This is a genomic window from Paraburkholderia mimosarum LMG 23256 = NBRC 106338, assembly GCF_000739815.1.
GTDB classification, from domain to species: domain Bacteria; phylum Pseudomonadota; class Gammaproteobacteria; order Burkholderiales; family Burkholderiaceae; genus Paraburkholderia; species Paraburkholderia mimosarum.
The window spans coordinates 36,875-52,878 of sequence record NZ_BBJJ01000034.1 but is presented as its reverse complement, the minus strand read 5'-3'; the positions used below and the strand labels follow the sequence as shown (position 1 = coordinate 52,878).

General features: G+C 64.9%; 15 protein-coding genes and 1 tRNA gene. 9 read left to right on the top strand and 7 right to left on the bottom strand.

The window, feature by feature from the left end:
• Positions 1-14: 14 nt before the first annotated feature.
• Complete coding sequence (locus tag BMI01S_RS23170) at positions 15-944, bottom strand: cytochrome C assembly family protein (protein ID WP_028214042.1); 930 nt, start codon at positions 942-944, stop codon at positions 15-17.
• A 116-nt stretch (positions 945-1,060) separates the two neighbouring features.
• On the opposite strand from BMI01S_RS23170, the gene ffh reads away from it, so the two are divergent.
• On the top strand, positions 1,061-2,428 hold the full coding sequence (gene ffh / locus BMI01S_RS23165) for a signal recognition particle protein (protein WP_028214043.1): 1,368 nt from the start codon (positions 1,061-1,063) through the stop codon (positions 2,426-2,428).
• Positions 2,429-2,571: 143 nt separating this feature from the next.
• Complete coding sequence (locus BMI01S_RS23160) at positions 2,572-3,123, top strand: hypoxanthine-guanine phosphoribosyltransferase (RefSeq protein ID WP_028214044.1); 552 nt, start codon at positions 2,572-2,574, stop codon at positions 3,121-3,123.
• Positions 3,124-3,223: 100 nt separating this feature from the next.
• On the opposite strand, the gene BMI01S_RS23155 is transcribed toward BMI01S_RS23160, so the two are convergent.
• Positions 3,224-3,823: a MarC family protein gene (locus BMI01S_RS23155; RefSeq protein WP_028214045.1), complete on the bottom strand. Its 600-nt coding sequence runs from the start codon at positions 3,821-3,823 to the stop codon at positions 3,224-3,226.
• Between the two features lie 54 nt (positions 3,824-3,877).
• Positions 3,878-5,614, bottom strand: a complete 1,737-nt coding sequence (locus tag BMI01S_RS23150; protein ID WP_028214046.1) for a proline--tRNA ligase — start codon at positions 5,612-5,614, stop codon at positions 3,878-3,880.
• 269 nt (positions 5,615-5,883) lie between these two features.
• Here BMI01S_RS23150 and BMI01S_RS23145 point away from each other — a divergent pair, with 269 nt between their 5' ends.
• Positions 5,884-6,564, top strand: coding sequence for an RNA pyrophosphohydrolase (locus tag BMI01S_RS23145; RefSeq protein ID WP_028214047.1), 681 nt, complete (start codon positions 5,884-5,886; stop codon positions 6,562-6,564).
• 117 nt (positions 6,565-6,681) lie between these two features.
• Positions 6,682-7,251 (top strand): CNP1-like family protein, encoded by a 570-nt coding sequence (locus tag BMI01S_RS23140; protein ID WP_028214048.1) that lies wholly within the window; start codon positions 6,682-6,684, stop codon positions 7,249-7,251.
• A gap of 101 nt (positions 7,252-7,352) precedes the next feature.
• Here BMI01S_RS23140 and proB read toward each other — a convergent pair whose 3' ends face one another.
• The 4 genes from proB to rplU all read right to left on the bottom strand — a co-directional run bounded on the left by proB (position 7,353) and on the right by rplU (position 10,467).
• The gene (proB, locus tag BMI01S_RS23135; protein WP_028231733.1) at positions 7,353-8,471 is read right to left on the bottom strand and encodes a glutamate 5-kinase; all 1,119 of its coding nucleotides are present in this window, start codon (positions 8,469-8,471) and stop codon (positions 7,353-7,355) included.
• 85 nt (positions 8,472-8,556) lie between these two features.
• Complete coding sequence (gene cgtA / locus BMI01S_RS23130) at positions 8,557-9,660, bottom strand: Obg family GTPase CgtA (protein WP_028231734.1); 1,104 nt, start codon at positions 9,658-9,660, stop codon at positions 8,557-8,559.
• Between the two features lie 202 nt (positions 9,661-9,862).
• A complete protein-coding gene (rpmA, locus tag BMI01S_RS23125; RefSeq protein WP_028214051.1) occupies positions 9,863-10,129 on the bottom strand; it encodes a 50S ribosomal protein L27 in 267 nt (88 codons plus the stop codon).
• A 26-nt stretch (positions 10,130-10,155) separates the two neighbouring features.
• Complete coding sequence (gene rplU, locus BMI01S_RS23120) at positions 10,156-10,467, bottom strand: 50S ribosomal protein L21 (RefSeq protein WP_007180329.1); 312 nt, start codon at positions 10,465-10,467, stop codon at positions 10,156-10,158.
• 283 nt (positions 10,468-10,750) lie between these two features.
• On the opposite strand from rplU, the gene BMI01S_RS23115 reads away from it, so the two are divergent.
• The 5 genes from BMI01S_RS23115 to BMI01S_RS23095 all read left to right on the top strand — a co-directional run bounded on the left by BMI01S_RS23115 (position 10,751) and on the right by BMI01S_RS23095 (position 15,989).
• Entirely contained in the window at positions 10,751-11,743 is a 993-nt protein-coding gene (locus tag BMI01S_RS23115) for a polyprenyl synthetase family protein (RefSeq protein ID WP_028214052.1), read from the top strand.
• 47 nt (positions 11,744-11,790) lie between these two features.
• Positions 11,791-11,867: transfer RNA gene (locus BMI01S_RS23110), tRNA-Pro, on the top strand.
• A 202-nt stretch (positions 11,868-12,069) separates the two neighbouring features.
• Complete coding sequence (locus BMI01S_RS23105; protein ID WP_028214053.1) at positions 12,070-13,389, top strand: HlyC/CorC family transporter; 1,320 nt, start codon at positions 12,070-12,072, stop codon at positions 13,387-13,389.
• A 153-nt stretch (positions 13,390-13,542) separates the two neighbouring features.
• Entirely contained in the window at positions 13,543-14,772 is a 1,230-nt protein-coding gene (locus tag BMI01S_RS23100) for a GspE/PulE family protein (RefSeq protein ID WP_036020427.1), read from the top strand.
• Positions 14,769-15,989, top strand: a complete 1,221-nt coding sequence (locus BMI01S_RS23095; protein WP_028231735.1) for a type II secretion system F family protein — start codon at positions 14,769-14,771, stop codon at positions 15,987-15,989. Before BMI01S_RS23100 ends, BMI01S_RS23095 begins: the two co-directional genes overlap by 4 nt.
• The last annotated feature ends 15 nt before the right edge of the window (positions 15,990-16,004 follow it).

Below are 16,004 nucleotides of genomic sequence, written 5' to 3'. Positions count from 1 at the left end.
GCCACTCAAATGGCTCAAACCACGGGGCGGTGCAGCAGCACCTCGAAGACGAAACGGCTGCCCACATACGCGAGCAGCAAGGCGACGAACGACGCGATCACCCAGCGCAGCGCAGCGCGGCCGCGCCAGCCCGAGATCTTGCGCGCGGTGAGGAGCGCGCCGAACATCAGCCAGGAAAGAATCGCAAAGACGGTCTTGTGATCGAGCGAGAGCGGTCGGTCGATCAACTGCTCGCTGAACACGATGCCCGAGGCGAGCGTGGCGGTCAGCAGCACGAACCCCGCGCCGATCAGCCGGAACAGCAGCTTTTCCATCGTGAGAAGCGGCGGCAGCGTCTCGATCCAGTTCGACAGCCAGCCACCGCCACGCTGGCTCGCGTTGCGCTGGAAGCCGGCGCCCTTGAGCGCATGCAGGCGGCGCTCGACCGCCAGCATCAGCACCGCGTGCAACGCGGCAATCGCAAAGAGCCCATAGGCGACGTTCGCGATGACGAAGTGCAGCTTGAACATGGGCGCGGCCGCATAGGGCAGCACGCGCACGCCGCCGAACACGAGCGGCAGGATCGCCGCGAAAGCGGCCAAAGGCAGCAGCAGCAGACGCAGGCCGTCGAGCGCAAAGAAAAAGCTCTCGATCCAATAGATGCCCGCGCCCAGCCAGAACATCGCCGACAACGCGAACGCGAAGCCGAACACCATCTCGTTGGCGGGAAAGATCGTCATATGGAGCAGCACGCCGTGCGCGGCGAGCGCGACGAAGAGCAGCGCGCGGGAAACCGGGCCGAATGTCCGCGTGCGCAGGGCGTCAGCGCCCAAGCCGACCGTCACCGGTACGGGCGGCACGCTGCCGAGCAGCGGCTGGGCACCCGCGCGGCGCAGCGCGCGCCAGTCGGCGGCGCACAAACCGCCGTACAGGAGCACGGTGAGGGCATACAGTACAATATCCATGTTCGAAGTTTACTATAGGCCCCCTGGCCGCGCGGCAAACATCCCGAAGCGCGACGAAACGCGGCGCGCTGCTGTTTGACGCGCGCGGGCCGGGCCGCACTGCTCACCGCCTCCCCATGCTCGACAATCTCACTCAACGGATGGCGCGCGTCGTCAAGACGCTGCGCGGCGAAGCCCGGCTGACCGAAGCCAATACGCAGGAGATGCTGCGCGAGGTACGTCTCGCGCTGCTCGAAGCGGACGTGGCGCTGCCCGTCGTGCGCGAATTCATTGCCAAGGTGAAGGAAAAGGCGCTGGGCGAGGAAGTGATCGCCTCGCTCTCGCCGGGTCAGGCGCTCGTCGGCGTGGTGCAGCGCGAGCTGACTGCCGTGATCGGCGGCGACTACGAAGGCAAGGCCGCCGAACTCAACCTCGCCGTCACGCCGCCCGCGGTCATCCTGATGGCCGGTTTGCAGGGCGCCGGCAAAACCACCACGGTGGGCAAGCTCGCGAAGCTTCTGCGCGAGAAGTACAAGAAGAAGGTCCTCACCGTTTCGTGCGACGTCTACCGCCCCGCTGCTATCGCGCAGTTGAAGACGGTGACGGAACAGGTCGGCGCCGACTTCTTCCCCTCGCAGCCGGATCAGAAGCCCGTCGAGATCGCCACCGCGGCGGTCGACTGGGCGAAGCGCCACTATCACGACGTGCTGCTCGTCGACACGGCCGGCCGCCTCGGTATCGACGAGGCGATGATGAACGAGATCACCGCGCTGCACGCGTCGCTCAAGCCCGCCGAAACGCTCTTCGTCGTCGACGCCATGCTCGGCCAGGACGCGGTCAACACGGCCAAAGCGTTCAACGACGCCCTGCCGCTCACCGGCGTCGTGCTCACCAAGCTCGACGGCGACTCGCGCGGCGGCGCTGCGCTCTCCGTGCGTCACATCACGGGCAAGCCGATCAAGTTCGTCGGCGTCGCGGAAAAGCTCGACGGCCTCGAGGTGTTCTACCCCGAGCGCATGGCGAACCGCATTCTCGGCATGGGCGACATTCTCGCGCTCGTCGAGGAGGCGCAGCGCGGCGTGGACGTGCAGGCCGCGCAAAAGCTCGCCGACAAGGTCAAAAAAGGCGGCGACTTCGACCTCAACGACTTCCGCGCGCAGCTCTCGCAGATGAAGAACATGGGCGGCCTCTCGTCGCTGATGGACAAGCTGCCCGCGCAATTCCAGCAAGCCGCGGCGGGCGCCGACATGGGCCAGGCCGAGAAGCAGATGCGCCGCATGGAAGGCATCATCAACTCGATGACGCCCGCCGAGCGCGCCAAGCCCGAGCTCATCAAGGCGACGCGCAAGCGCCGCATCGCCGCGGGCGCGGGCGTGCAGGTTCAGGAAGTGAACCGCATGCTCAACCAGTACGAGCAGATGCGCACGATGATGAAGAAGTTGAAGGGCGGCAATTTGCAGAAGATGATGCGCGGCATGAAGGGCATGATGCCCGGCATGCGCTGATCCTGCGGGCCGCACGGCGCGCACGCGCGCGGCGGCTCCACTCGACGCGGCGCGTGATGGACAAAACTCGCGGGTATATGCTGTAGCGCGCGCCGCCGTTATTTTCCACACTTCAATGGCTACAGCCTCAGCCCGCCAGAATCATGAATCGCGAAGAAGCCCTGCACATTTTCCGCCACTCCGAAGAGATCGTTTCGGAGGGCGACGTCAATGCGTCGATCGGCCGGATGGCCGATGCCATCCGCGCCGAGATCAGCGAGGACTTCCCGCTCGTGCTGTCGGTGATGGGCGGCGCCGCCGTGTTCACGGGCATGCTGCTGCCGCACCTCGACTTTCCGCTCGAGTTCGACTACATCCACCTCACGCGCTACCGCAACGCCATCAAGGGCAGCGCCGAGATGCAATGGCGCGTGGCCCCGCGCGAGTCGGTGAAGGACCGCGTGGTGCTCGTGCTCGACGACATCCTCGACGAAGGCGAGACCATGGCCGCGATTCGCGACCGCATCATGGACATGGGCGCGAAGCGTTTCCTCTCGGCCGTGCTGTGCGAAAAGATCATCCCGAAGGCCAAGCCGCTGCATCCCGACTACTGCGGCTTTTCGGTGCCGGACCGCTATGTGTTCGGCTGCGGCATGGACGCCAAGGGCTACTGGCGCAACCTGCCCACTATCCGCGCGCTGACCGACGGCGCGTGACGCGGCGGCCGCTTCCGCAACGACCGGATCACCATGAAAAAAGCAGCCCACGGGCTGCTTTTTTGTTGACGCAGACATCTGCCGCAGGCGGCGTCAGACCTCAAAGGTGATGCACGAACTTGGCGATGCCCGCGAGGATCATCTCGACCGAGATCGCCACGAGCACGAGGCCCATCAGCCGCTCGAAGGCCGTCACCACGCGCTCGCCGAGCCACTGCTGGATGCGCTCCGCCATCACCAGCACGATTGCGCAGATCACCATGGTCACGACTAGCGCGGCAACCCATTCATAGAGCTTGCCGGGCGCCTGGGAGGTGAGCAGCATGACCGTGGCGAGCGCCGAAGGCCCGGCGAGCGCGGGAATCGCGAGCGGCACGATGAGCGGCTCGCCGCCCTTGTCGGCGCTGCCGAACGGGCCGCCCGGATGCGGAAAAATCATGCGCAGCGCGATGAGGAACAGCACGATGCCGCCGCCGATGCGCAGCGATGTGTCCGTGAGCCCCATCATGCGCAGGAAGCCGTTGCCGGCCACCATGAAGACGAGCAGGATCACGAACGCAATCCCGACCTCCCGCAGGATCACGATCGCGCGCCGCTGTCTGGCAACGCCGCGCAGGCAGCTGATGAAAAGCGGAATGTTGCCGAGCGGATCGGTGATGAGGAGCAGCAGGACCGTAGCGGACAGAAAACTGTACTCCACGCGCCCGTGCTCCCTTAACCGTATCTAGCCGAATTAGCCACGCGCGCGCGGCCGTTAAACCGCGAGTGCCGCGCGGATCTTCTGCGTCACCGTCTGCGCTGCCTCTTCGGCGGCAACCAGCGTCGCTTCGGTGTCGCGGCGGCCCTGATACTCGATCTTGCCGTCCTTCAGGCCGCGCTCGCCGATCACGAGACGATGCGGCACGCCGATCAGCTCCCAGTCGGCGAACATCACGCCCGGGCGCTCGCCGCGGTCGTCGAGGATCACGTCCACGCCCGCTTCGACGAGCTCGTTATAGACGCGCTCGGCATGCTCGCGCACGAGTTCGCTGCGGTCCATGCCCATCGGGCAGACGACGACCTGGAACGGTGCGATCGACTCAGGCCAGATGATGCCCTTCTCGTCGAAGTTCTGCTCGATGGCCGCACCGAGAATACGCGTGATGCCAATGCCGTAGCAGCCCATCTGCATCGGCGCGGGCTTGCCGTTCTCGGCGAGGAAGGTGGCGTTCAGCGCTTCCGAGTACTTCGTGCCGAGCTGGAACACATGGCCCACTTCGATGCCGCGGCAGATGTCGATCACGCCCTGGCCGTCCGGCGAAGGATCGCCCTTCTTCACGTTGCGGATGTCGGCGACGACCGGCTCCGGCAGGTCGCGGCCCCAGTTCACGCCCGTGGTGTGGAAGTCCACGACGTTGGAGCCCACCACGAAGTCGCTCATGTTCGCGACCGTGCGATCGGCGATCACCTTGACCGGCTTCTTCGTCTCGAGCGGGCCGAGGTAGCCCGGCGGCGTGCCGAACCACTCGACGATTTCCGCTTCGGTCGCGAAGCGGAAGCCGTTGAGACCTTCGAGCTTGCCGACCTTGATCTCGTTCAGATCGTGGTCGCCGCGCAGCATCAGCAGCCAGATCGTGGGCTCGGCGCCGTCGTTGTCCGTCGCCAGCACGATCGACTTGATCGTGCTTTCGAGCGCAATGCCGAGCATTTCGGCGACTGCCTCGCACTTCGCCGCGCCCGGCGTAGGGGTTTTCGTGAGCGCCTGGCTCGGCGCCGCGCGCTCGGCGATGAGCGGCAGCGCTTCGGCGGCTTCGACGTTGGCCGCGAAGTCCGAGGTCGGGCAGTAGGCGATGTCGTCCTCGCCGGTTTCGGCGATCACGTGGAATTCGTGCGAACCGCTGCCGCCGATCGAGCCGTTGTCGGCCGCGACCGCGCGGAACTGCAGGCCGAGGCGCGTGAAAATGCGCACGTAGGCGTCGTACATCTTCTGGTACGACGCCTTGAGACCTTCGACGTCCTTATCGAACGAATACGCGTCCTTCATGATGAACTCGCGCCCGCGCATCACGCCGAAACGGGGACGGATTTCGTCGCGGAACTTCGTCTGTACCTGATAGAAGTTCACCGGCAGCTGGCGATAGCTCTTGATCTGGCCACGCGCGATGTCGGTGACGACCTCCTCGTGCGTCGGGCCCATGACGAAGTCGCTTTGCTTGCGGTCCTTGAAGCGCAGCAGTTCCGGCCCGTATTGTTCCCAGCGACCCGATTCCTGCCACAACTCGGCCGGCTGCACGGCCGGCATGAGCAGTTCGATGGCGCCGGCGCGGTTCATTTCCTCGCGCACGATCTGCTCGACCTTGCGGATCGAACGCAGGCCGATCGGCAGATAGTTGTAGATGCCGCCGGCGACGCGGCGAATCATGCCCGCGCGAACCATCAGCTTGTGGCTGACGATTTCGGCGTCAGCGGGCGCTTCCTTCAGGGTGCCGATAAAGAAACGGGAGGCTTTCATTCAAATTATCCAAAAGCGGCGGCCCGGTGCAGACCGCCCGAAGAAGTGACCAACGGAGGAGTTCACGAATCCGCCATTATGACAACGCTGCCGTGCGCCGCGCCGATGACGGCAGCCAGAATGGAAGCCGATCGCGCCCGCACGCGCAATTTGCGTGGCCACCGGGCGTTCGATCAAGCGTTCCTGACGCCGGGTAACGGAGGCCGGGTGCGTGAGGACCGTTATCTGTTTATAATCAAAGCAATTTTAAAGGATTCGAAGGTGGTTGTATGCTGGATCGTGAGGGGTTTCGCCCGAACGTCGGCATCATCCTCTTGAACGCGCGAAACGAGGTGTTTTGGGGCAAGCGGGTTCGCGAACATTCCTGGCAGTTTCCGCAGGGGGGCATCAAGTACGGTGAGACCCCCATGCAGGCAATGTATCGGGAGTTGCACGAAGAAACCGGTCTGCATCCGGAGCACGTCAAGATCGTCGGTCGCACACGCGACTGGTTGCGTTATGAGGTGCCGGACAAGTTCATCAAGCGCGAAGTGCGCGGCCATTATCGCGGTCAGAAACAGATCTGGTTTCTGCTGCGCATGGTGGGGCGCGATTGCGATATCTGCCTGCGGGCAACGGAGCATCCCGAGTTCGATGCCTGGCGCTGGAACGAATACTGGGTGCCGCTCGAAGCGGTCATCGAATTCAAGCGCGACGTCTATCAGCTCGCGCTGACGGAGCTTTCGCGCTTCCTGCGCCGGCCCTCGCCGCGCCAGGAGCGGGTGGGCGCGCAGGCTCACGAGGTGCGCTACCCGCGCATCGTGACGTCGGCGCACGCGGACGCGGTGCACGCCGAGCCTTACGAGGCAGCCCAGGACGCCGCGGCGCACCGTACGCCGATCGAAAGCGATTGCGCGCCCGCGCAGAGTATCATCGAGCCTGCGCAGGACGAGCAGGGGCAAGGGGCTTGAGCCTACGCAAAGAACGCCCGAACCGGCGGGGCCGGCGCGCCATGCGCCTGGCCCCGCCGGTTCGCATTCGCGGCGCAGTTCGTTCGTGACGGGCGCCGTGCTTCGAGGAAAACCAATTTGAAACGATTTGCTCTTGCTGCGGCATGCGCCGCAGGCGGTGTGCTGCTTGTGTCAGGACTGGCGGCATGCTCCAGTTCAGGTCCCACGAACAAGGACGATAGCGCGTTCGTCTATCTGCTTGACCGCAAGGGCGAATGGCAGGAGAACAAGCTCGAAGGCTTGCCGACGCTGCCGCAGGCCGACGCGAAACTGTTGCCGTTCGACGTTTCCAACAACTCGCCGCTCAAATTCGCCGTCGATCCCGCTTCGCTCACGGTCGGAACGGACGGCGTCGTGCGCTACACGATCGTCATCACGAGCCCGTCGGGCGCGCGTAATGTGAACTACGAAGGGATTCGCTGCGACACCTACGAGTGGCGCCTCTACGCGAGCCTCGACGCCGATCACAACGGCTGGGACCAGACCGTCGCGAACAACTGGTCGCGCATCGAGAACGGCACGCTCAATGCGTACCGGTCGAGGCTTTATCAGGACTACTTCTGCGCGAACAAGATGCCGGTCGCCAAGGCGCCGGCCATCATCGAGAACCTGCGCTACGGCCGGACGCAGTCGACGCTGGTGCGATAAGCGACACGCCATTGCAGGCTGCATCCGCATAAAAAGAAGCCGCTGTTGCCCTGAGGCACAGCGGCTTTCTGCTTTTTGCGATGCGCGCCGAAGACTGGCGCTCAGACGAGCACGAGATTGTCGCGGTGGATGAGTTCGGGCTCGAGCATATAGCCGAGGATGCTCTCGATGTCGCCGCTCGGATGACGCTGGATGAGCTTCGTTTCCGCGCTGCTGTAATTGGTGAGCCCCCGCGCCACTTCCACGCCCGCGCCGTTCAGGCACGCGATCACCTCGCCTCTCGCGAATGCGCCCTGGACGCCGGTCACGCCGATCGGGAGCAGGCTCTTGCCGTCAGCGGTGAGCTTCTGGACGGCGCCGTCGTCGATGACCACATGTCCGCGCACCTGCAGGTGGTCGGCCATCCACTGCTTGCGCGCCGCCATGCGCGCCGTGCGTGCGATGAGCTGCGTGCCGATCGCCTCGCCGGAAGCCAGCCGCACGAGCACTTGCGCTTCACGGCCGCTCGCGATCACCGTGTTCGCGCCGCTATGCGCGGCGCGCTTGGCCGCGAGGATCTTGGTGAGCATGCCGCCGCGACCGATGCTCGACCCCGCGCCGCCCGCCATTGCCTCGAGCTCCGGCTTGCCGGCGTCGGCCTCCCGCACGAGCGTCGCCGCGGGATCCTTGCGCGGATCGGCCGTGTAAAGCCCGGTTTGATCAGTGAGGATGATGAGCGCATCGCCTTCGATCAGGTTCGCGACGAGCGCACCAAGCGTGTCGTTGTCGCCGAACTTGATTTCGTCGGTGACCACGGTGTCGTTCTCGTTGATGATCGGGACGACGCCCAGGCGCAGCAACGTCAGGAGCGTGGAGCGCGCATTCAGATACCGTTCGCGATCGGCCAGATCGGCGTGCGTGAGCAGGATCTGCGCGGTGCGAATGTCGTGCTCGGCAAAGCGGCTCTCGTACACCTGCGCGAGGCCCATCTGCCCGACCGCCGCGGCGGCCTGGAGCTCGTCGATCTCGCGCGGGCGCTTCGTCCAGCCAAGGCGCTGCATCCCTTCGGCGATCGCACCCGAACTCACGAGCACGACTTCCTTGCCCTGCTCACGCAGCGCCGCGATCTGCGCGGCCCAGCGGCCGATTGCCGCATGATCGAGCCCGCGCCCGTCGTTGGTGACGAGGCTCGAGCCGACTTTCACTACCAGACGCCGCGAATCGGCGATGACGGAACGCATACTGCGCGGTCTCCCAAATGACTGATGACGCGTGAAGCTTCCTTGGCGCGGCCGGCGCGGCTCGCGCGCCGGACCGTGCGGCGCATTACTCCTGCGGCTGCCCGGCGTTCGCGCCTGGTCCTTCACGGAAGCGCACGTCGGAAGCGAGGTCTTCCGCTTCGGCCGCGCGGCGCGCGTCCGAGTGCGCCGAGACGTAGTCGAACACCGCGTAGCACAGGTTCTCGCAGCCTTGGCCCGTGAGTGCCGAAATCTCGAACACGGGGCCGTCCCACTCGAAACGCTTCACGAAGTCGGCAATGCGTTCGGCACGCTCGTCTTCCGGCACCATGTCGAGCTTGTTCAGTACGAGCCAGCGCGGCTTCTGATAGAGCGTCTCGTCGTACTTGCGCAGCTCGCCGACGATCGCCTTCGCCTCCGCGACGGGATCGACGGTTTCGTCGAACGGCGCAAGATCGACCAGATGCAGCAGCAGGTTGGTGCGCTGCAGATGGCGCAGGAATTGGTGACCCAGCCCTGCGCCTTCCGCGGCGCCTTCGATCAGGCCCGGAATGTCGGCGATCACGAAGCTCTTGCTCGGCCCGACGCGCACCACGCCGAGATTCGGCGCGAGCGTCGTGAACGGATAATCGGCGATCTTGGGCTTCGCGTTCGACACCGAGGCGATGAACGTGGACTTTCCCGCGTTCGGCATGCCGAGCAGGCCGACGTCGGCCAGCACTTTCAGCTCGAGCTTGAGCATGCGGCGCTCGCCGGGCTTGCCATCGGTCTTCTGGCGCGGCGCGCGGTTCGTGGACGACTTGAAATGCAGGTTGCCGAGGCCGCCCGCGCCGCCCTTCGCGACCATGACCTGCTGCTCGTGCTCGGTCAGGTCGGCGATCAGCTCGCCCGTGTCCAGGTCGGTGATGACCGTGCCCACCGGCATGCGCAGCACGATGTCGTCGCCGCCCTTGCCGTAACAGTCCGAGCCGCGGCCGTTTTCACCGTTACGCGCCTGGTGCTTCTTCGTGTAGCGGTAGTCGATGAGGGTGTTGATGTTGCGGTCGGCCAGCGCGTAGACGCTGCCGCCGCGCCCGCCGTCGCCGCCGTCCGGGCCGCCGAAGGGGACGAACTTCTCGCGTCGCATCGACGCGCTGCCATCGCCCCCATCGCCGGCGATGACTTCGATCTTCGCTTCGTCAATGAACTTCATGCGTTACTCCGTCCCGTGTATGTCGGTATTTTGCCCGCCCCGGCCGAACTGGCCAACCTGGCCGAACGGCTGACGACGCCCGGAGCCCGAACCGGACCCTGAAAGATTCAAGATAAACAAAAAGGCCCCGCAAACTTCGCGGGGCCCTTCTTGCGTCGCGTCGCGTTTAAGCCCGCTCGCGAGCGGTCTAAAGCCTGGCGGCTCAGGCCGCTGCTGCCGGGACGACGTTGACCAGTTGCTTGTTGGCTGCGCCCTTGATCGTGAACGAGACGTGGCCGTCGACCAGCGCGTACAGCGTGTGGTCCTTGCCGATGCCGACGTTCAGGCCCGGGTGCATGCGCGTGCCGCGCTGGCGAACGATGATGCCGCCTGCGAGGATTGCCTGGCCACCGAACACCTTCACGCCAAGTCGTTTCGACTCTGAGTCGCGGCCGTTACGTGACGACCCGCCTGCCTTTTTGTGTGCCATTTGTTTGCTCCTTTACCTGCGTGCGCTTACGCGTTGATCGCGTCGATGCGCAGTTCGGTGTAGTTCTGGCGGTGGCCGCCATGCTTCTGGTAGTGCTTCCGGCGACGCATCTTGAAGATCGTCACTTTGGCGTGTCGGCCTTGCGACACAACGGTGGCCTTGACGGAAGCCCCACTGACCAGCGGCGTACCGAATTTAATCGATTCGCCTTCGCCCACTGCGAGAACCTGGTCGAGCGTGATTTCTGCGTCAATGTCAGCCGGTATCTGTTCTACTTTAAGTTTTTCGCCAACGGCAACCTTGTACTGCTTGCCGCCGGTTTTTATGACCGCGTACATTGAGAACCTCACTCTTCAGTAATTCCGAACACACTGCGCGCTCGGAAACCCTCGATTATACATAGAGTTAGCTGCGAGGTCAAAGCCAATGCTAGTTCGTCGCCCGGGCGCCGCAAATGCTGTCAGACCGGCGTCACACGTCATCCGCGCAGCATAGCGCCAGCACGCATGCACCCTGGCGGGCAGCGGCAAAATAGAGGGAGCCATCACCCGAACAGCAGGGGAGCGTCCGGCATGCGGTCGATTCGCCTTATAATCCGCGGCACTACCCATATTTGCCATCATGCCGTCCACCGCCACCCCATCCCCGAGCGCAGCCACCCTGCTAGCCCCCATCGTCAGCGACATGGAGCAGGTGAATCGTGTCATCCGGCAGAGCCTGGCGTCCGAGGTGATGCTGATCAACCAGATCTCCGAGTACATCATCGGCGCGGGCGGCAAGCGGCTGCGTCCGGCACTCCTGCTGCTCGTGGCAGGCGCGCTCGGCGATCGCGGCACGCAACGCCATGTGCTCGCGGCGGTCGTCGAGTTCATTCACACGGCCACGCTGCTGCACGACGACGTCGTGGACGAATCGGACCTGCGCCGCGGCCGTCAGACAGCGAATGCGCTGTTCGGCAACGCCGCGAGCGTGCTGGTGGGCGATTACCTGTATTCGCGCTCGTTCGAGATGATGGTGGGCGTCGGCAAGATGCGCGTGATGGAAATTCTCTCGGCGGCCACGACGATCATCTCCGAAGGCGAAGTCCTGCAGCTCCTCAACATGCACGACGCCGACGTGGACACCGACCGCTACATGCAGGTGATCCGCTACAAGACCGCCAAGCTTTTCGAAGCCGCGGCGCAGCTCGGCGCCGTGCTGTCGGGAGCGGATACGCGCACCGAGGAAGCGGCGGCCGAGTACGGTCGGCGCATCGGCACGGCGTTCCAGATCATGGACGACTGGCTCGACTATACGGGCACGCCCGAATCGATGGGCAAGAACGCCGGTGACGATCTGCGTGAAGGCAAGCCCACGTTGCCGCTCATCTGGCTGATCGAGCACGGCACCGCGGCGGAAGCGGCGCTCGCGCGCGAAGCGATCGAGCAAGGCGGCACGACGCGCTTCGACGAAATCTTCGCGGCCATCACGCGCTCGGGCGCGCTCGAGCACACGCTGCAATGCGCGCGCGCCGAGGCACAGGCCGCCGCCGCTGCAATTTCGGCGTTCCCCCCTTCCATTTACAAAGATAGCCTGCTAGAATTATGTTCTTACTCGACGACGCGCCAGTCTTGAACAAGACAAAGCGGGCCGTAGAGTCTAGTAGGAAACTGCAGCAAATTCGGGGTGTAGCTTAGCCTGGTAGAGCGCTACGTTCGGGACGTAGAGGCCGGAGGTTCGAATCCTCTCACCCCGACCAGAATTTCAGAAAAACCGCGCATGCATTGCGCGGTTTTTTTTCGCCTGCACCTCCTTGCATGCGCCCGCGGCGGGCCACGCGCGCGGAACGATCAACGCGATCAACGGGCTCATCCGTTCGGCCAGTGGTCCCGGAACTGCGCTGGAACTGCGGTACCCCTCTGTTATAGTTTCCCCATCCGCTCCCCTCCCTTTCTCGACGCGTGGACCACCTTCCCTTATGGGCGCAGATTTGCGCCGTCTTCGTCCTGCTCATCTGCTCCAGCTTCTTCTCCATCTCCGAAACGGCGATGATGGCGCTCAATCGCCATCGGCTCAAACACCTCGCCAATCAAAGCGCACTCGGCGCAAAGACCACGCAGAAACTGCTCGCGCGCACGGACCTGCTGCTCTCGGTGATCCTGATCGGCAACAATCTCTTCAACACGATCATCCCGGTTCTCACGACCTCGATCGCCCTGCACACGTTCGGCCACAACAGCCTCGTGCTCTCGATCGCAACGGGCATCGTCGCGTTTCTCATCATCGTGTTCGCGGAAATCACGCCGAAAATTGTGGGCGCAACCTTCCCGGAAAAAATCGCGCTGCCGGCGAGCCTCCTGATCGCGCCGCTCATGCGTGTGACGAAGCCACTCATCTGGTTCGTCAATATGTTCGCCAACACGATCCTGCGCGTGCTGCATATCAATACGCGTAAAGCGCATGACCAGCGGCTCTCCACCGAGGAGATTCGCACCATCGTGCTCGAGTCAGGCAGCTTCATGCCCACCAAGCACCGCAGCATCCTGCTGAACCTGTTCGATCTGGAAAACATCACCGTCGACGACGTGATGATCCCGCGCCGTCGCATCGAAGCACTCAACTACGACTCGCCGCTCGACGAGATCCTGCATCAACTCGAAACCTGCTATCACAACAAGCTGATCGTCTATCAAGGCGATATCGACCGCGTGCTCGGCGTGCTCCATGTGCGCAAGACGCTCGCCGCACTGCACAACCAGGACTTCGAGCGCGAGACCTTGCGCGAACTGCTCACCGAGCCGTATTTCGTGCCCACCGGCACACCGGTGTTCCAGCAGCTTCAATACTTCCAGGAAAGCCGTCACCGCATCGCGCTCGTCGTGAACGAATATGGCGAGATGGAAGGGCTCGTGACGCCCGAAGACATCATCGAAGAGCTGATCGGCGAGTTCACTACGTCGATGCCGCGCAGCGGCACCGGGCGCGGCGGCTGGAACGACGAAGGCGAATGCATCGTGCCGGGCAGCATGCCTTTGCGCGAACTCAATCGCTGGCTCCATATCACGCTGCCCACCGACGGTCCGAAGACGCTCAACGGGTTGATTCTCGAAGTTCTCCAGGAGATTCCGGAAGGTGACGTGTGCCTGCAGATCGGCGATGTCAAGCTCGAAGTGCTGCGCAGCGACGACCAGGCCGTGCGCACGGTCAAGCTGTTCAAGCCCGGCGCGAAGCCGCGCGAGCGCACGCTGCAAAGGGCAAAGAAGCTGCTCCCGGGACGCTAGCCGTTCGGCCAGGTGGCGGCGTAGCGCGGCGCGAGCGATGATGAAACCATCATTTGTTCGAGGTGGCTTCGCGCCGGCAATTCGATGCTTTCTAGTCCTTATCATGCTGACGGCACGCCGGAGCGCTTCGCCGCCATGACTTCGGAAGGCGCCATGAGCGGCGGCGCGGCGCATCGCCTGCCCGTGCCAGCTTCGGCACCGCCTTCCGATGATGCACCGGCCGTTCGCCTGCTCTCGGAAACGCTTCGCGAAGCCGCGCGGCGCAACGCCTCCGATTTGCACATCGAGCCGATGGAGCACGGCTGGCGCGTACGTCTGCGCATCGACGGCGTACTGCACGAAATGGCGAGGCCGCCTGCGCATTTGCGCGATGCGTTCGTCACGCGCATCAAGGTGCTCGCGCGCATGGACATCGCCGAGCGGCGCATTCCGCAGGATGGCAGACTGCGTCTCGCGCCCGCCCCGGCGTCGCAAGCCGCCGAGGACTATCGCGTGAATTCGCTGCCCACGCTTCACGGCGAGAAACTCGTGCTGCGCAGGCTCGAAGCACTTCCTGCGAATCTCTCTCTTGCCGACCTGGGGCTCGACGAGGCTCAGCGACGCACAGTTGCCGATGCGATCGGGGCGCCGCATGGTCTCGTGCTCGTAACGGGCCCGACCGGCAGCGGCAAAACGCTCTCGCTGTACTGCTTCCTGCAGCGGCTCAACGGCATCGCGCGCAATCTCTGTTCGGTGGAAGACCCCGCAGAAATACAGCTTGCGGGCATCAACCAGATCAACGTGCGCGAGAAGGCCGGGCTCACCTTTGCGGTGGCACTGCGCGCGCTGCTGCGCCAGGATCCCGACGTCATCATGATCGGCGAGATTCGCGACGAGGAAACGGCCAGCGTGGCAGTGAAGGCCGCGCAAACCGGCCATCTCGTGCTCTCGACGGTGCATACAAACGACGCAAGCACAGCCTGTGCGCGGCTGATCGACATCGGCGTTGAGCCGTATAACCTGGCGGGCGCGCTCCGGCTCGTCACGGCGCAGCGTCTCGTTCGTCGGCTCTGTCCACAGTGCCGCATGTGCGGCGAAGCGTCGGCGGATGCGCTGAGTGCGGCGGGATACGATGCGCGCGGCGGTGACATGACGCAGCCGTATGTTGCGCGCGGCTGCGAGGCCTGCCACGGTATCGGTTATCGGGGGCGCGTGGGCATTCACGAAGTCTTGCCGATATCCGAGGCCATTCGCGACCTGATCGCCGCAGGGCGCGGCGCGCACGAGATCGCACGCGAAGCACGTAGAAGCGGCGTGGCGACGTTGCGCGACGCGGCGCTGGCACGCGTGCGCGACGGCACCACGAGTCTCGAGGAAGCGCTCGCCGCCACGGAAGCGCCATGAGCGCCGCGCACAACCATCGCAGCCCGTCAGAGTGGCGCTTCGCGTGGCGCGGCCTCGATGCATCGGGCGCGACGAAGCGAGGCACCTTGATCGCGCTCGACGCCGCAACTGCGCGCGTCGCGCTCAAGCGCGAACGCATCACGGTTCTCGCGATCGAGCGCAGGGCGAGCGCACCCGCGCCCAAGGCGAGTCATGCGGACGTCACGCGCTTCACACGTCAGCTCGCGAGCCTTCTGCGTGCGGGCCTGCCCCTCGCAAATGCGCTCGACCTGCTCGCGCAGACGGCGGGTCCGCACGGCATGCCACGCATCGCCGCCGCGCTCGCACGCGACATTACGACCGGCCTGAGGTTTGCAGACTCGCTCGCGCAACATCCAGCGCGCTTCAACCCACTCTACTGTCAGCTCGTTGCCGTTGGCGAAGCCTCGGGGGCGCTCGCGGCCGTACTCGCTCGTCTCGCCGACGACCGGGAGCGCGCCGCTGCGCAGCGCGCCAAGGTCCGCGCAGCGCTCACTTACCCCGTGTCGGTGCTGCTGCTCGCGTTCGTCATCACCGCGGCGTTGCTGGTCTGGGTGGTGCCTACCTTCAAGCAGATCTTCGACGGTTTCGGCGCCTCGCTGCCCGCGCCCACGCAGTTCGTGCTGATGCTCTCGGCTGGCGCAGCGCGCTGGAGCCTGCCGGCCGCCATCGCCGCGACGACAGCGACACTCGCCGTGCAAGCGGGCCTGCGCCGCTCGGAAGCCGCACGCATCGCGTTCGGGCGCACGGTGCTGAAGCTGCCGCTATGCGGCGCGCTGCTCACCACGTTGTGTGCGGCCCGCTGGAGCCGCGCGCTCGGCACCCTGCTCGCCGCCGGCACGCCGCTCACCGACGCCTTCGATTCACTCGCGCACGCAAGCGGTAACGCGTTCTTCGATCGGGCGAGCGCGGGCATCAGCACGCGCCTGCGCCACGGCGAGCGGCTCGCCGCCGCCATGCGCGCGGCGGGATGCTTTCCGCCCGACGTCGTCCAGCCCGTCGCGGTCGCTGAGGAATCGGGCGCGCTCGACGCCATGTTGCTCGATGTAGCCTCGCTCGCCGACCGCCAGGTCGACGAAAAAATAGCGCTCGTGTCGAGCCTCTGCGAGCCCCTCATCATCGTCGTGCTCGGCGCACTGGTCGGTGGGCTCGTCGTCGCGATGTATCTTCCCATCATTCAACTGGGCAACGTGGTGTAGCATCGCTGCCAGATT

Bases quoted from the DNA above. Each gene is read 5' to 3' on its own strand.
- BMI01S_RS23170 (WP_028214042.1), bottom strand. From the start codon at position 944: ATGGATATTGTACTGTATGCCCTCACCGTGCTCCTGTACGGCGGTTTG.
- ffh (WP_028214043.1), top strand. From the start codon at position 1,061: ATGCTCGACAATCTCACTCAACGGATGGCGCGCGTCGTCAAGACGCTG.
- BMI01S_RS23160 (WP_028214044.1), top strand. From the start codon at position 2,572: ATGAATCGCGAAGAAGCCCTGCACATTTTCCGCCACTCCGAAGAGATC.
- BMI01S_RS23150 (WP_028214046.1), bottom strand. From the start codon at position 5,614: ATGAAAGCCTCCCGTTTCTTTATCGGCACCCTGAAGGAAGCGCCCGCT.
- BMI01S_RS23145 (WP_028214047.1), top strand. From the start codon at position 5,884: ATGCTGGATCGTGAGGGGTTTCGCCCGAACGTCGGCATCATCCTCTTG.
- proB (WP_028231733.1), bottom strand. From the start codon at position 8,471: ATGCGTTCCGTCATCGCCGATTCGCGGCGTCTGGTAGTGAAAGTCGGC.
- cgtA (WP_028231734.1), bottom strand. From the start codon at position 9,660: ATGAAGTTCATTGACGAAGCGAAGATCGAAGTCATCGCCGGCGATGGG.
- rpmA (WP_028214051.1), bottom strand. From the start codon at position 10,129: ATGGCACACAAAAAGGCAGGCGGGTCGTCACGTAACGGCCGCGACTCA.
- rplU (WP_007180329.1), bottom strand. From the start codon at position 10,467: ATGTACGCGGTCATAAAAACCGGCGGCAAGCAGTACAAGGTTGCCGTT.
- BMI01S_RS23115 (WP_028214052.1), top strand. From the start codon at position 10,751: ATGCCGTCCACCGCCACCCCATCCCCGAGCGCAGCCACCCTGCTAGCC.
- BMI01S_RS23100 (WP_036020427.1), top strand. From the start codon at position 13,543: ATGAGCGGCGGCGCGGCGCATCGCCTGCCCGTGCCAGCTTCGGCACCG.
- BMI01S_RS23095 (WP_028231735.1), top strand. From the start codon at position 14,769: ATGAGCGCCGCGCACAACCATCGCAGCCCGTCAGAGTGGCGCTTCGCG.